The sequence below is a fragment of the Candidatus Methylacidiphilales bacterium genome (assembly GCA_033875315.1).
GTDB lineage: Bacteria > Verrucomicrobiota > Verrucomicrobiia > Methylacidiphilales > CAZTYG01 > JANRJG01.
In genome coordinates this window covers 43,036-57,676 of the sequence record JANRJG010000011.1, presented here as the reverse complement: position 1 = coordinate 57,676, position 14,641 = coordinate 43,036, and the positions used below count along the sequence as shown (strand labels likewise).

12 protein-coding genes are annotated in these 14,641 nt (G+C 62.5%); 6 read left to right on the top strand and 6 right to left on the bottom strand.

All coding sequences use genetic code 11. The annotated features are described in order from the left end of the window. Positions 1–63: 63 nt before the first annotated feature. Both SFU85_03920 and SFU85_03915 read left to right on the top strand, forming a co-directional pair. Complete coding sequence (locus SFU85_03920) at positions 64–387, top strand: DUF485 domain-containing protein (protein ID MDX6765917.1); 324 nt, start codon at positions 64–66, stop codon at positions 385–387. Further along, complete coding sequence (locus SFU85_03915) at positions 384–2,114, top strand: cation acetate symporter (GenBank protein ID MDX6765916.1); 1,731 nt, start codon at positions 384–386, stop codon at positions 2,112–2,114. Before SFU85_03920 ends, SFU85_03915 begins: the two co-directional genes overlap by 4 nt. 19 nt (positions 2,115–2,133) lie before the next feature. Here the strand turns inward: SFU85_03915 and SFU85_03910 are convergent, their stop codons facing one another. The 3 genes from SFU85_03910 to glnD form a co-directional block, all read right to left on the bottom strand. Next, positions 2,134–2,850 (bottom strand): C4-type zinc ribbon domain-containing protein, encoded by a 717-nt coding sequence (locus tag SFU85_03910; protein ID MDX6765915.1) that lies wholly within the window; start codon positions 2,848–2,850, stop codon positions 2,134–2,136. Positions 2,851–3,031: 181 nt separating this feature from the next. Continuing rightward, complete coding sequence (locus SFU85_03905) at positions 3,032–4,708, bottom strand: GAF domain-containing protein (protein ID MDX6765914.1); 1,677 nt, start codon at positions 4,706–4,708, stop codon at positions 3,032–3,034. A 101-nt stretch (positions 4,709–4,809) separates the two neighbouring features. Next, positions 4,810–7,641, bottom strand: coding sequence for a [protein-PII] uridylyltransferase (gene glnD, locus SFU85_03900; GenBank protein MDX6765913.1), 2,832 nt, complete (start codon positions 7,639–7,641; stop codon positions 4,810–4,812). Positions 7,642–7,702: 61 nt separating this feature from the next. Here glnD and SFU85_03895 point away from each other — a divergent pair, with 61 nt between their 5' ends. From SFU85_03895 to SFU85_03880, 4 genes are read left to right on the top strand one after another with little or no spacing between them, the layout of a single operon-like run. Next, positions 7,703–8,452, top strand: coding sequence for a pyridoxine 5'-phosphate synthase (locus tag SFU85_03895; protein MDX6765912.1), 750 nt, complete (start codon positions 7,703–7,705; stop codon positions 8,450–8,452). Further along, positions 8,449–8,838 carry a holo-ACP synthase gene (gene acpS / locus SFU85_03890; protein MDX6765911.1) on the top strand — a complete coding sequence of 130 codons (390 nt, stop codon included), beginning with the start codon at positions 8,449–8,451 and terminating at the stop codon, positions 8,836–8,838. Before SFU85_03895 ends, acpS begins: the two co-directional genes overlap by 4 nt. Continuing rightward, complete coding sequence (locus SFU85_03885) at positions 8,835–10,352, top strand: NAD(P)H-hydrate dehydratase (GenBank protein MDX6765910.1); 1,518 nt, start codon at positions 8,835–8,837, stop codon at positions 10,350–10,352. Before acpS ends, SFU85_03885 begins: the two co-directional genes overlap by 4 nt. A gap of 31 nt (positions 10,353–10,383) precedes the next feature. Beyond that, positions 10,384–10,884, top strand: a complete 501-nt coding sequence (locus tag SFU85_03880; GenBank protein ID MDX6765909.1) for an NUDIX domain-containing protein — start codon at positions 10,384–10,386, stop codon at positions 10,882–10,884. A gap of 10 nt (positions 10,885–10,894) precedes the next feature. Here the strand turns inward: SFU85_03880 and SFU85_03875 are convergent, their stop codons facing one another. The 3 genes from SFU85_03875 to SFU85_03865 form a co-directional block, all read right to left on the bottom strand. Beyond that, a complete protein-coding gene (locus tag SFU85_03875) occupies positions 10,895–11,335 on the bottom strand; it encodes a DUF2752 domain-containing protein (protein MDX6765908.1) in 441 nt (146 codons plus the stop codon). Next, the gene (locus SFU85_03870; GenBank protein ID MDX6765907.1) at positions 11,332–12,318 is read right to left on the bottom strand and encodes an L-histidine N(alpha)-methyltransferase; all 987 of its coding nucleotides are present in this window, start codon (positions 12,316–12,318) and stop codon (positions 11,332–11,334) included. Before SFU85_03870 ends, SFU85_03875 begins: the two co-directional genes overlap by 4 nt. 72 nt (positions 12,319–12,390) lie before the next feature. Beyond that, a complete protein-coding gene (locus tag SFU85_03865) occupies positions 12,391–14,613 on the bottom strand; it encodes a PEP-CTERM sorting domain-containing protein (protein MDX6765906.1) in 2,223 nt (740 codons plus the stop codon). Between the last annotated feature and the right edge of the window lie 28 nt (positions 14,614–14,641).

Genomic DNA, 14,641 nt, shown 5'->3' with positions numbered 1-14,641 from the left:
CCCGCGAGGCAGGTTCCGTCAATCCCGGTTGCGCCCGATGCGGGTTTCTGATAATTGCCTTGGATGGCCGACAAGCGAACGCGGGAACCCATCGATATCCACAGTGAATCTTTTCTGCACGAGTTGATGCGGCGCCAGCTGAAATTGTCGACCGGTTGTGCCCTTGCCTTTGTCCTCATCCTGTTCGGCCTGCCCCTGTTGAATTATTTCCTGCCCGACTTCATGGCGACCTCGATATTCGGTTTCACCATGACCTGGTTGTTCCTGGGCGTTCTGGTCTTTCCCTTGGTATGGATCATTTCCGCGGTTTTTATCCGGCGTTCCATCGCGCTGGAGGAGGACGAGGTGCGGGAAGTTGAAGCGTCCCGGCGTGGAGAACAGGTATGAACGAGATCCTTGCCATCCTCCGCGCGACCGACCCTTGGATTCTGGCCTTTTCCTTTGTGACGGTGGCGGCCACTGTCGGAATGGGATTCTGGTCGGCGGGCAAGTCGAAGACCGCCAGTGATTTCTTTGTCGCCGGACGTTCGGTCTCGGTGGGATGGAACGCCTCCGCCATATCCGGGGAATACCTTTCCGCGGCGTCCTTCATGGGGGTGGCGGCCATGGTGATGAGCCGTGGTTACGATGCGTTGTGGTATCCGGTTTGTTATGCCTGCGGTTATCTATTTCTCCTGTTATTCATCGCCGGTCCGCTGCGCCGCTTCGGTGCCTACACCATTCCGGACTTTGCCGAGGGGCGTTATGATTCGCCGCTCTTCCGCAAGATCGCCATCCTCTTTGTCCTGTTCATCGGTTTCTTTTACACCATGCCCCAGATGAAGGGGGCGGGCACCACGCTGGCCTACATTTTCCCCGGTCTGCCCTACGGGGCCGGGGTGGTCGTCGTGGCCGGGATCATCACCCTGAACGTCGCACTGGGCGGGATGAAGGGTATCACCCTGGTACAGGCCTTCCAATACTGGGCCAAGATGTTTGCCATCTCCCTGCCCGTTTTCGTGCTGATGGCGGTCTACGGTTTCTACAACGTCCAAGTGGGGGCGAACACGTCTCAGCCCTCGGCCGCCGCGGCGGAGATCGTGGTGCTGCGCGATGAGCTGCCACCCAAAGCCCCGAAGGACGAGGCCTGGGTGTCGCCATTCGGCCCCCTGACCACCCGGGCGGCGGCGGCGGCCGGATTGACCGTGGAAGAACAAAAGCCTTACTCTCTGCTCTACACCTACTCCCTCATCGTGGCCCTGGTCTGCGGCACCGCCGGGTTGCCCCACATCCTGGTGCGTTTTTACACCAATCCCGACGGGGTGGCGGCGAAGAGGACCACAATGTGGGTCATGATTCTGATCGGGATTTTCTATGTGTTTCCGCCGGTGTTGGGGGCGATGGGACGCAATTTCCTGCCCGAACTCTACCAGAGCACGGGGGTGGCCGGCCCGGACGGGGTGGTCCTGAAGATCCCTCTTCTCCTGAACGAGAAGTATCCGCCCCTTGGTTCCATCCTCAGCGGGATCACCTGCGCGGGTGCTTTTGCCGCCTTCATGAGCACGTTCAGTGGCTTGTTGGTTTCCATGACCGGGGCATTGGCGCACGATGTCTACGGGCGCATCCTGCGCCCTTCCTCCTCCCCGGCCCAGCGCATGGTCGCCTTCAAAATCTGCGCCGTGCTCATTGGCGTGGTCTCGATGGTGCTGGGGATGCAGGTGGAACAACTGGAGATCAACTTCATGGTCGGCCAGGCTTTCGCCATCGCCGCCTCCAGCTATTTCCCGCTCCTGTTCCTGAGCGCATGGTGGCGGGGGATGACGATGAAGGGCGCCGCCACGGGCATGCTGGCGGGCGGTCTTTTGGCCGTGCTGGCGATCTCCCTGACCAGCTTCAACGATGTGATGAAATGGATCGACCTGGTCGATTTCTGGAAAGCACACCCGCTGGCACGCATCCTCTGCGAGCAACCGGCCATCTGGGCCACGCCTTTGGCGATGGCACTGATGGTAGGGGTTTCAAAATGGACCGCGAAGGAAGTTCCGTCCGACATCCGCATGAAGATGTTGGTTCTTCATGCCCCGGAGAAGCTTGGGTTGAAGCAGGAATACATCCAAGAACATGCCGGGCACTAGCCCCGGGCCGGATCAGCCTTCAGATGAATTCGGACTTCCAGTAGAGGAGGCGGCCGCAGTTTTCGCAGGGGACCAAGCCGGTGTTGCCTTTGGCGTTGAGAACGCTCTGGTGGGTTAGGGACATGTGGCAGCCGCCGCACTTGTTGCCGTGCTCCACCGGAACAATGGCGATATCCCCCTTGCTCGACAGGATACGACGGTAGCGGGTCAGGTCGGCCGGGTTGGGGCCGGCTTCCAGGGTCTTGAGCTCGGCTTCCAGATCGGCCTGCTGCTTTTCCAAAAGGGCCTTCTTGGTGGTCAGATCGGCCCGGCGGGCCTGGGCGGCGGCTTCAAATTCCCGGACCTTGGCCCCCTCGGTGGCGACATCCTTCTGGGCGGCCTCGAAGGCTTCCATGCATTCCAATTGACGGTCCTCGAGGGCAGCGATGTCGGCCTTGGCTCGGTCGATCTCATGGCCGAGGGCCTGGTATTCCTCGTTCTTTTTGGTCTGGAGTTGCTGTTGGCCGTATTTGTTGATTTTATCCCGGAGGGAACCGGCCTGGTTTTCCAGGTCTTTGCGCTGGCTCTCGATCTGGCGCGCCTTGAGTTTGAGTTCCTCGTGGTGCCGGCTTTGCGCCGCCAGGCGGTCGGCAATGGTCTTTTCTTCAGCCGGAATGGCCTTCAATTCCTGGACGATGCGGCGGAGGCGGGTGTCGCGGTCTTGGAGGATGAGAAGGGCGTCGAGGGGGCCGGACATGGGAACAAAATACGCCGCGCCCCCCTGTCGCGCGAGGATTATCTATCCGCCAACAGTGGGGGCATAACCCCGATGAGCGGAATAGCGAATCCCATCAGCCGGGGCTACGGATACTGGCAAAGAACGGGGAGGGGATTCTCCGACAAAAAAATGAAGATATGTCGAGATAGGCAAGTGGTTGCTATTCGTCCGTGAGGGCCGGAAAGTGGAGCTGGAAGAGGGTTCCGGAGCCCTTGCGGGATTTGACCGTGATGTGGCCGCCGTGACTTTTGACCGTCTTCTCGACCAGGGCCAATCCGAGGCCGGTTCCCCCCTTTTTGTGGCTAAGGAAAGGTTGGAAGAGTTCTTCCTGGCGTTCGCGAGAAATTCCCATGCCGTTGTCCTTGATGCCAATGATGACCTCATGCGCCCCGCCCTTGGTCTGGTTGCGCACGGAGAGGATGAGCTGGCCGCCCTGGGCCATGGCCTGGCAGGCGTTGAGGACGAGATTGAGGATGGCCTGCTCCAATTGGGCCCGGTCGCCGTTGATGCGCAGCTCCTCGTCGTCAACCTCCAGGCGGAAGTCGATTTTCTGCTCTGCGAGTTTGTGCCGTGTGAGGAGGAGGACATCGCGGAGAAGGCTGGGTGCGTGGAGGGGCTCGAGCTCGGGCTCGGAGGAGCGGGCGAAGGTGAGCACCTGGTCGAGGATGCGGTTCATCTGCTTCATCTTGGTTTCGATGAGGGCGGCGTCGCGGTGGGTGGTTTCGCTGCCCTGGACGTCCTGCATCATGGAATGGAAGAGCATCTGCACGACGGTCAGGGGGTTGCGGATTTCATGGGCAATCTCGGCGGCGAGCCAGCCGAGGGCGGAGAGGCGCTCGGCGTTGCGCAGTTCATCTTCCATGCGGACCACTTTTTCCAGGAGGCGCGCCTTGGCGATGGCGACGGCGGACATGCCGGCCATGGCCGAGAGGAGACGGATCTCCTCGTTGGAAAAGCGGTGGGTCTCGCGGGTGTAAACAGAGAGGACACCCAGGGCGCGGCTTTCGAAGGTGAGTGGGACGGAAAGAAGGGAGACGAGGCCCTCGCGGCGGGCGAGTTCGGTGTTGAGGTAGCGTTGATTGTCGATGACGTTGAGGACGGTGAGGGGTTTGAGGCGGTTGACGACGACGCCGACGAGGGATTCGGCCACCGGGAGATTGGGTTTGTTGATGTAGGCCTTGGAGGCGCCATACCAAGCCTTGAGGGCGAGGGTTTTACCGTTTTCATCCAGGAGCATGAGCGAACAGAGCTTGGCATTCATCAGGCGGCACGATTCCTTGACGATGCGCTGGAGAACAATATCGAGCTGGTCCTGGGAGATGATGGTCTGTCCCATATCAACCAGGGTTTCGAGTTGCTCACTGCGGAGGCGCAGTTGGTTGATTTCCCAGGAGAGGCGGATGCTTTCGGAGGCGTGTTTGGCAAAAGCGACGAGGGATTTCTCCTCTTCCTCACCGAAGGCCCCCGGAGTGGTGCTGTCCAAGTTGAGGATGCCGATGACCTGGCCGCGCAGGAGGAGGGGAACGGCCAGTTCGGCACGGATGCGGGGGTCGATCTGGACGTAACGGCGGTCGGTGGTGACATCGTGGATGCGGAGAGGCAGTCCCCGGCTGGCCACCCAACCGGTGATGCCCTCGCCGATGCGCAGTTTGGTCCGGCGTGCGCGTGCGCTGAGACCGGCCGCGGCTTCAATGTCGAGCGAACCGGTGTTGGGGTTGAGGAGGCAGAGGGAGCCGCTGCTGGCGCCGGTTTTCTTGACCGCGAATTTGAGGATGCGCTGGAGGAGCTCCTGGGGTTCGAGCAGGGCCTGTCCGTGGCGCAGGAAGTCGTCGGTCATGACAAGTTTGAAGTTTTAAGTATTAAGTTTTAAGCAGGAAAGGAGATAGAAAAAATGGCGTCTTACTTAAAACTTCATACTTAAAACCTAAAACTCCCGGCCTAGCCGGGCAGGTGGGCCTCCATGGCGGCGATGACGGCACGCTGGAAGCGGCGGAATTCGGAGCGGTCGGTGACCGGTGTGCCATCGGACGTGGTGAGGTAAAAAGTGTCCATGGCCGCCCCCATTTCCGTGGTGATGCGGGCATTGGTGATGGAGAGGCCCAAGCCGGCCAGGCAGGCGGAGACGTCATAGAGCAGGCCGAGGTAGTCGGCGGCACGGAGGTGCATGACCGTGGTTCCGGGAGTGGAGTCGGAATCGAAGCCGACCATGGGTTCGACCATGCCGGCGAGGTGGTCCGGACGACGGGAGAAGGAGTGGGCGCGGTTGATCTCGGTGCCGATGTTGTAATCACCGTCCTGAAGGGCACGGGTGAGGGCTTCGGTGAAAACCTTGCGGTCATGGGCGTGGGTGGCCGCTTCGAATTTTTCGGTGCAAACGCGGAAAGTGTCGATGACGATGTGGTCGGAGCGGGTCCAGATATCGGCACTGAGGATGTTCAATTCAGCCAGGGCGAAGGCGCCGGCGATTTTGGCGAAGAGATGGTGGCGGTCCCAAGTGACGACGGTGACCTCGCTGTGACCGGTGCTGGGCAGGTCGCGCCAACCGATGACCGGCTTGAGGGCGTCGGCCACCGACTCATTGTTGAGCTGGGCGAAGAGGAACTGGTGGACCAGCTCGATGTGGCTGGCGATGAGGGCCTCATTGCGGAAGGTCAGGTAACGTTCGGGCAGGGAGCGGATGTGGGCGGTGAACTCGGCATCGTCGATGGCCTTCGGGACGGTCTTGCGCAGCCGCGTCTCGAGTTCGGCGCGGTTCTTCTCGGTGTGGCGGAGGAATTCCTCCTCACCGGCGAGCATGTAGCGGGTGCGGGTGTATAGGTGCCAGACAAGCCCCTCCTTCCAGTCGGTCCAACTGTTGTCGGTGCCGGTGCCCATGCCGTCGGCCAGGCTGAGGAGCATGAGGAGGTCGAGGCGTTCCTCATCTTGAACGATGCGGGCGAAGTCACGGATGGTGGATGGTTCGTCGAGGTTCCGGCGGAGGGCGAACTCGGTGAGGGTCATGTGGTGGTCGACGAGGAAGATGAGGAGTTGGCGGCGGCGTCCGCCGATGCGCATGCGGCGGGCGAAGCGGGAGGCGAGCTGGGAGCTGACGTTGCTGTGGTCGCGGCTGTGGTCGGCTTTGCCGGTATCATGGAGGACGAGGGCGAGATAAAGGATGGCGGGTTCGGTGCAGCGTTCGAAGAGCGGACGGTAGGCGGGGAAATGGGAGGAGTTGTCATCGAGGACACGGTCGAGTTGTTCGAGGCAGACGAGGGTGTGTTCGTCGGCGGTGTAGCGGTGGAAGAACTCGTGCTGGACCAGGAAGGTGAGGGGGGCGAACTCCGGGATGAGGCGTCCGAGGATGCCGGTTTGGTGCATGGCGCGGAAGATGCGGCCGACGCGGCCCTTGGGCGAGGCGAGGCTGAGGAGCATCTCGCGGATGGCGGGGTCCCAGAGGGTTTTGCGCGTGATGAGGTGGGCCTTGTGGCGGATCAGGGATTCGAGTTCGGGGGAGAATATGGCGTTGCGCTGTTGGATGATTTGATAGGCCTGGACCATGCGGGCCGGTTCCTCGCTGAAGAATGAGGCGGGGGGGGCTTCCAGCTCGTTGTGGGCGTTGAGCGTGAAGCCGTGGATTTTTTCAGATCGGGCGGCGCTGCCGGGGAGGAGTTTTTGGAAGAGGCCACGCGGTTGGGCGGGTTTGCCGATGAGGCGGCGGAAAAGGAGCTGGCAGGTGTGGTAGATGGCACTGCTGTGGGTGTAATACTCCCGCATGAGGGCTTCGGTGCGGGGTATGACGTGGCGCTGGGGGTATTTGAAGGCATTGGCGACACCGCCCTGGAGCCGAAGGGTCAGGATGTCGCCGGCCCGGTCCTGCTGGTAATGCAATTCGGTGCGGATGCGGAGGAGGAAATCGTAGGCCTGGTCGATGGCTTTGCGTTCGGAGAGCGTGAGGAGACCGGCCTGTTGGAGTTCAAGGGTGGTTTTGAAGCCGCGGGCGATGTGGGCCGACCAGATGAGGTTGTGGTAGTCGCGCAGGCCTCCACAGCCATTTTTAACCTGGGGTTCCTGGACGAATACCGTGTTGCCAAATTTTTCATGGCGCGCGGTCTGGTCCTTGAGCCGCCATTCGAGGTAGGCGGTTTCGCGGCCCTGGATGCACAAGCGGTGGAACCGGCGCTGGAATTCGGTGAAGAGGTCATCCGGTCCGTCCAGGAGGCGGGATTCAAGCAGGGCGGTCAGGGTCATGAAATCCTGGCGTCCCTGGTCAATGACCTCTTCCAAGGTGCGCGAGGCATGGCCGACCTTGATGCCGGAGTCCCAGAGCAGGTAGAGAACCTGCTCGACGACGTCGTTGACGAATCGGTGATGGGGGCTGTCGGGGCGGAATTTTTCGTAGAGGAAGAGGATATCAATATCACTGTGGGGAGAGAGCTGGCCGCGGCCGTAGCCACCCACGGCGACCAAGGCGATGCGGGCCTCGCTGGGTTTGATGTCATGGGAGCGCTGGCCGGATTCCAGGGCCCCGTTGAACATGTGCTTCAGGATGACATTGAAGAGGTCGGCGCGCCGTGTGGTGCACTCGATTCCGCCCTCGCCTGCGCGGTGGGCCATGCGCAGACGTGCCTGTTCCAGCCGGAGGAAGTTGCGGTAGAGATCGAGTTGGTCGCGGTTGCTCTTGTGGGACAGGCCTTCCAGCTTGCGTGAAGCGTGCGTGAGGACGCGTTCCAAGTGGGCGGACATCGATTGGGGAAGATAACGCCCATAGGCGGACCATTCAACCGGGATCATGACCCGCCGGGCGGGTTTTTTACGGCTTGTTCACCGGGGCTCCGGCCCGGATAATGCGTGGGTGATCCATCTTGGCGTCAACATCGACCACGTCGCCACCCTGCGCCAAGCGCGCTACCGCAACGAGCCGCCCGGCCATGTTTCTGTTGAGCCCGACCCGGTGGAAGCGGCGCTCGAGGCCGTGGCGGGCGGCGCCCAGGGCATCACGGCCCACCTGCGGGAGGACCGCCGTCACATCATCGACCGGGATGTGATGGAGTTGAAATCCCGGGTGCCCGCGCCCCTGAACCTGGAGATGGCGGTGACGGCCGGCATGGTGGCCTTCGCCCTGCGACTCAAACCGGCCGAGGCCTGTCTGGTGCCGGAGAGCCGGGAAGAAGTCACCACCGAAGGTGGTCTGGATGTCGCCGGGCAGCGGGAGAAAATCCGGGCCGCGGTGGGAGAATTGTCTGCGGCCGGCATCCGGGTGAGCCTGTTCATCGACCCCGATCCAACCCAGATCGAGGCGGCGGTGTCGACCGGGGCGCCGGTGGTGGAGCTGCATACCGGAGCCTATTCCCGCGCGGTGACGGAACCCGGGAAATCCGCCTCGCTGTCGATTTTGCGAGCCGCCGCCGAACAGGCGCATGCCGCCGGCCTCCAGGTCAATGCCGGGCATGGTCTTAATTACCGTAACGTCAGCGCCTTCCTTGCCACCCCCCACCTCCACACGCTGAATATCGGCCATGCCATCGTTTCCCGGGCGGTGTTCTTCGGCATGCAGAAGGCGGTCAAAGACATGGTGCACCTGCTGGGAAAGCCGATCCCATGAATGGCCGTGTCCTGGGTACGGGCATCGACCTGGTGGAATGCGAACGCATTGCCCGCTCCATGGAAAAGTTTGGTGACCGCTTCCTCGACCGGATTTTCCTCCCGGCGGAAGTGGCCTACGCACGGGCGCAAAAATTCCCCGAGCGTCATCTGGCGGCGCGGTTTGCCGCCAAAGAGGCCGCCAGCAAGGCCTTCGGCACGGGCATCGGGTCCGTGCTGGGGTGGCGAGAAATGGAGGTGCGGCGCGATGAGTCGGGGGCACCGTTCATGGTGTTGCATGGCGGGGCGCTCGATCTTCTGCGGGAACGCGGGGCCTCGGCCATGATGATTTCCCTAACCCACACCGACCATTATGCGGCGGCGACCGCGATCCTGATATCCGCATGAAAGTGCTGCCGGCCGGGTTGCTCCGAGAAGCCGAGGCCGCGGCGATAGCGTCGGGTGCCGCCACGGTGGAGGGGTTGATGGAGGCCGCGGTGGAGGGATGCCTGCGGGTTTTTGCGGCCCGCCCCGATTGGCCCCGGCGGGTCCTGGTATTGGCCGGCAAGGGGAACAATGGCAACGACGCCCTCCTCCTGGCCTCGAACCTGCGATCTGCCGGCCGTGAAGTGGTCGTGGTATCGGCCGGTCCCATCACCGAAAGAACCCGGGTGAATTTAGAACAAGTGAAGCGTGAGGAATCCTCCGCTTGGATCTGGCCAGACCATCCAGAAGTGGGAGGCTCGTGGACCGTGGTCGATGGATTGCTGGGCACCGGTTCGTCCGGCGAGCCCCGGGGTGCGGTGGCGGAAATGCTCAACTGGTCTGATGGCAAAGAAATCCACGGCGTGCGGGTGGCTTTGGATTTTCCATCGGGGATGGACCCGGATACCGGTTCGGTAGCGGGACCCTGTTTTCGGGCCGACTGGACTCTGGCTATCGGGGCGGTCAAACCCGGTTGCCTGGCGGATGCGGCGCGAGGCCGGGTCGGGCGGTTGTTGGCGATCACCCTCCCCCTCGCTTTTCCTCCCTCTGGAAAGGGGGAGGCATTCATCGGTCCGGGCGAGGCCTGCCGATGGATCAGGCCCCTGCCCGCCGATCTGTACAAGCACCGGAAAGGCGAGGTGGCCGTATGGGCGGGTTCGCCCGGCATGGCGGGTGCGGCCCTGTTGGCCAGCCGGGCCGCGTTGCGCGCTGGAGCCGGCTTGGTGCGACTCTTCACCCATCCGGAATTGGTGCCGCTGCTGGCGGTGGCCACTCCCGAAGTGATGGTCCGCGCGGTCGAGTGCCGGGGGGCCTTGCCGGAAACACTGGTCCAGTCGGGCACGATCCTGGCCGGTCCGGGAGTGGGACGCTCGAAGGATGCGGGCTTGCTGCTTCGCCGCCTGGCCGAGGAAACCCGGGCCGCCGTACTCTTGGATGCCGACGCGCTGCATCCTTTGGCAGGGCAGCCGGAATGTCTGGCGCAGTTTTCCAAACGGGGATGTGTGCTCACCCCGCATGCGGGTGAATTGGCGGTATTGTTGGGTGAGCGATCAACCGGACGGAGGGAGGCGGTGAAGGCCTGGCACGCCCGCCACCCCGGCACCGTTCTGGTGGCCAAGGGGCCGAACACCCTGGTGATCGACCACCTGGGCGCCATCAGCCACAATGCCACCGGCCATCCGGGCATGGCCACGGCCGGGATGGGCGATGTTCTATCCGGGATCATCACCGCCCTGATGGCCGGAGGTTATCCGCCGGACATCGCCGCGCGACTCGGGGTCTGCTGGCACGGGCGCGCCGCAGAGCTTGCGGTGGAGGGGGGTGCCGAACAAACGCTGGTGGCGGGGGATGTCATCGAGTCCCTTCCCGCCGCCTGGTCGGAAATGGAACGGTTGGCCGCGGGTAGTGCTTCCGGTCCGGCCCGATGGAGTGGATGAATTAAATCTAACAACTATATTATAGCCTACAATGAAAGACATCTTTGACATCGTCGACGCACAGGACGAAGTGGTCGGCAGGGCCCCGCGTTCTTTGGTGCACCGGGATGGCCTGCTCCACCGCGCGGCCCACATCTGGTTGTTGCGCCGGAACGGCGAAATCCTCATCCAACTCCGGTCGGCCGCGAAGGACCGCCATCCCCGCACCTGGGATTCCTCCGCCTGCGGGCATGTCGATTCCGGCGAGGACTATCCGGCCGCCGCGGCGCGGGAATGTTGTGAAGAACTCGGGCTGTCCCGGGCACCTGTGCTGACGGAAATCGCCTACTGCACCGACACCCGGGAACTCGACCACGAGTTTGTCCGGCTTTACAGTGGATTGTGCGAGGGCCCGTTCCGGCCCAAGAAGGATGAGGTGGACGAACTGCGTTGGCTTCTTCCCGAAGACCTGAGCGCCTGGGTGGCCCGTGAGCCGGAGGCGTTCGCCCCTTCCTTCCGCCATCTTTGGGCCAAATACCGCAGCCTGTTGTAGAACGAGCAGACTAACGACGGAGTAAAAATCCCCCGCGGTTGAGCAGTTCTTCCTTGGGCCACCACCAGGCCGTCCCGGCATGGTAGATCCAATAAAGCACGATCAGCAGGACCAACCAACGGCCTGCCGGGGCCAGTTTTTGGTCCCAGCCGGGAACCAAGGCCCGCCCGCGCCAGGCCTCCCATAGGCAGGCCGCCGTCCAGAGCAGTCCGCCCAGGACCACCAATACGGCCAGTGGATTCAGGTAGAGGGCACGGGACCAGTCGCCGAGCAATAGAGCCCGCATGGCCCGGGTTCCTCCACAGAGTGGACAGGGCAGGCCCGTCCAGGCCAGGAAATGTCCCGGAGTGAAAAACACGCGCTGCCACGGCCCTGGAAGCACGAGGAGTATGAAGCCCAGCCAGGGGACCCATGCCAAAAGCAACCTGAGGACACGCTGCCCGGAATTCATGTGGCCGAACCTTTTTTGACCGCCAGCCAAACCCCTTCTTCACCCGAAGGGGCCAGCCAACTCCCGGTCGACTCCAGACCGGCCGTCTCCAGTTGCCGCGACATCAATTCCAAGGTGTGGCGGTTGGAGAAAAAGAGCCTCATCCGGTCCCCCGGGTCAAAGGCATATTCCCTTCCCTCAAGTTGGACCGTGAGGTCGCTCCGGAAGGTGGCCCAGACCTCCACCCGTTTCAAACCCCCGGCCTCCCCGATCCGGTAATCGAGGGAAAAGTGGTTCCGCTCCACCCCCAGGTCCTCCAGGACGCCGGAAAGCCACTGCCGGGTTTCCCGGTTGTCATATTGGGGGAGTATTTGGTTGCATCCGGCCTGATAGTCATTTCCCGGGGCCAGGTTGGCGCTGGCCAGGAGAAAGTCACCGGGACGCATCCACCCGGCCACCACCGGCAGGATTTCACCCGGGGTGAAATTGGGCAGCAGGCCGAAGAGCGTGAATATGCGCGGAACGCGTCCGGTCCAACGGTCCCAGACCGGGCCGAGATCGGCCGCCGCCCGGAGATCCGCGATCACCGCTGGTGCTTGTTGGCGCACCCCGGTGGTCCGGACCAACGTGTCCAGGGCGGCCAGGATGAGGTCGCTGCTGGTATCGCAGGACAGGAAGGTCGGCCGGTGGCCGCCCTGTCCGAGGACGCGCATGAGTTCGGCCTCCTTGCCCCCATCCCCGCAGCCCAGACCGATGACAGCCAGGTCGGCTTCATGGATGATCCGGGCCATGTGGTCGAAAGCCTCATGGTAGATCCGGCGGCAGGCTTCGTCGCGTTTTGCCGGAGAGTGGGCCGAGTGGACGGCCAGCCAGCGCATCGACTGTCGGTGGGTCAGGTAATGGAAACTGTGGTCCATTTCCCGACTCTCCAGCGACTCCCGCCACAAGCGGGAAACGGCGGCGGGGAAACGGCTGGAATGGAAATGAAGGGGGACCAAAGGCACAGCGGGGAAAGTAGCACTTTCCCCGCTGGTTGCGGAAGGAATAAAGGCCCGGGCCGGGCGGATGGGCGGGGTTCAGACCGCGCGGCGGCGACCGGCGGCCAAGACCCCGAGACCGAGGACGACGAGCAGGGCCGTGGAGGGCTCCGGAACCGTGGTGACGTTGTAGCTCAAGGTCGAACCATTGAGGACCAGGTTCCCGATCAGGCCGGGGGTGTTGTTGATGATGGTGAAATCGGAACCGTTGAAATTGGTCGAATTGAAGGTGATCAGGTCCTTCAGGCCCTCGCTCAGTCCTTCACCCGCGGTGAGGATGATTTCGTAGGTGCCAGCCGAGCCCTTGGTCAGGGCGCCGAGGATGACCAACTGGTCCGAGGTGGCGCCGAGTTCGAAGACGAAATCGGCCCCGCCGTCCCAGATGACCGAGTCGGCGGTGATGGTGCCGGGGCTGTTGCCCGGGGCCAGGAGCGCTCCGCTCTGGAGGGTGAGTGCACCCACCGAACCGGTTCCGGTGAGCTGGCCGCCCGATTCCACGATCACGGTGCTGTTGTTGGTGGAAGCGAGATTGAGATTGCCGCCGTTCTTGATGTTGACCGCCCCATTGCCGGTGCCGTTGGCAGTGAGAGAGGTGTTGAGGATGGTCTTGCCGGCGTTGATGTTGATCTGCTCGAAATTTGAGAAGGCCGAGGTGGCGTTGAACGTGTTGCCGGCGCCGGGGGAGAAATTGAGGGTGTCGCTCCCGGTGCCGCCGTTGACCGCGCCGTTGATCACGGCCGAGCCGCCGGAGACGGTCAGGGTGTCGTTGCCGCCTTCCATCGAGATGGCCCGGCCGCTGTTGCCGGTGATCGTGCCGTAATTGGTGATGGCGTCATTTCCCTCGCCTGTCTGGATGGCCGCGCCGTCGCCCCTGATGAAGCGGGCTGAACCATTTCCGGAGTAGGCCACCCCATCGAGCGTGCCCACGGAGTTGGCATCGGTTTCACCATATTGGCGGGTGACCACACCGGTCGGGGTGGGGATGGTGCCGTTGGCCGTTATGGTGCCGTAGTTGATGATGGTGTCGTTGTCGCGGGCGTCGCCCAGCTTGTTTTCCAGGCGGATGGCGAAGCCGTTGAGCCCGGCGATCGTGCCGGTGCTGTTGTTGGTGATGGTGGTGGCGGCAACCCCGCTGCGGCTGGCGACCGAGTCGTTGTTGACAATGATGCCATTGTTGGCCCCTTGGATCAGCCCGCTGTTGTTGATGATGCCGCCCCCGATGGAAATGCCGTCACTCCCGTTGGCCCGTCCACCGGAATCGTATCCTGCGGCACCGGTGGCGAGGATGCTCGCGCCGGTAAAGTTGTTGATGGTGGCGCCGCCGTCGATGTCCACGCCGTCTCCGTCGCCATCGATGCTGGCCGCGCCGGAACGGTCGAAGATATTGCCGACCCCGGCGTAGTCGCCGCGGATAAGGCCGTAGTTGTTGACGAGGTAGTTCGAAGCCGAGATGTTGGTGGCATCGGAACCGATGCCGGAACCGTTCTGGCCGATGATGCTTCCGCCGCTGAGGTTGTTGATGGTGATATTGGTGGCGGCGGTATCTCCGTCGACGCCATGCCGGGTGCCGATGATGGTGCCGTTGTTGGTCAGGGAGGCATTGGCGGCACTGCGGAAGTCGACCGCTTCCGAGGTATCGAAAGTGTTGGCGAAATTATAACTGCTGTTGTTGTTGGCGGCGTTGTCGTTGACGTTGCTGTTGCCCTTGATCGTGCCGTAGTTGAAAATGGACATGTTGCTGCCCACGCGGATGGCATCGGCGCCATCGGCCTGGATCAGGGCACCGACGTTGTTGGTGATGGTGCTGACGCCGGTGTTGCCATCGAAGTCGAGGGCCTGGCCGACCGAGGCATTGAACGTGGTGGATTTGAAGGTCCGGATGGTGCCGTTATTGGTCAAGGTGATCAGGGAGCCGTTATTCTGCTGCTTGATCCCGTCGTTGGACTGGGCCTGTACCGTGCTGTTGGATCCGACGGTGATGGAAAAATTTCCAGCGTTGTTGGTCAGTCGGATGGCCCGGGCTCCTCCGGATGTATCCGTTGAAGACAAGACCGAGTTCGGTCCGATCTGGAGCGCAGACCCCGGGCTCAAGAGAATGGCACCATTGGCCGCCGTTCCAGTGTAGGTGAGGTTGCCGGAAAGGATGTAGTTTCCAGAATTGGCAGTGTACGTGGAAGCGGATGATCCAGTGGGGATGGAGGTTTGCGCTTCCGCGAAAAACGGGGCTAGTGCGAAGAAGGCGAACATCGAAAAACGTTTCATGCGCTGGAACATAGGATTATTGGTCATT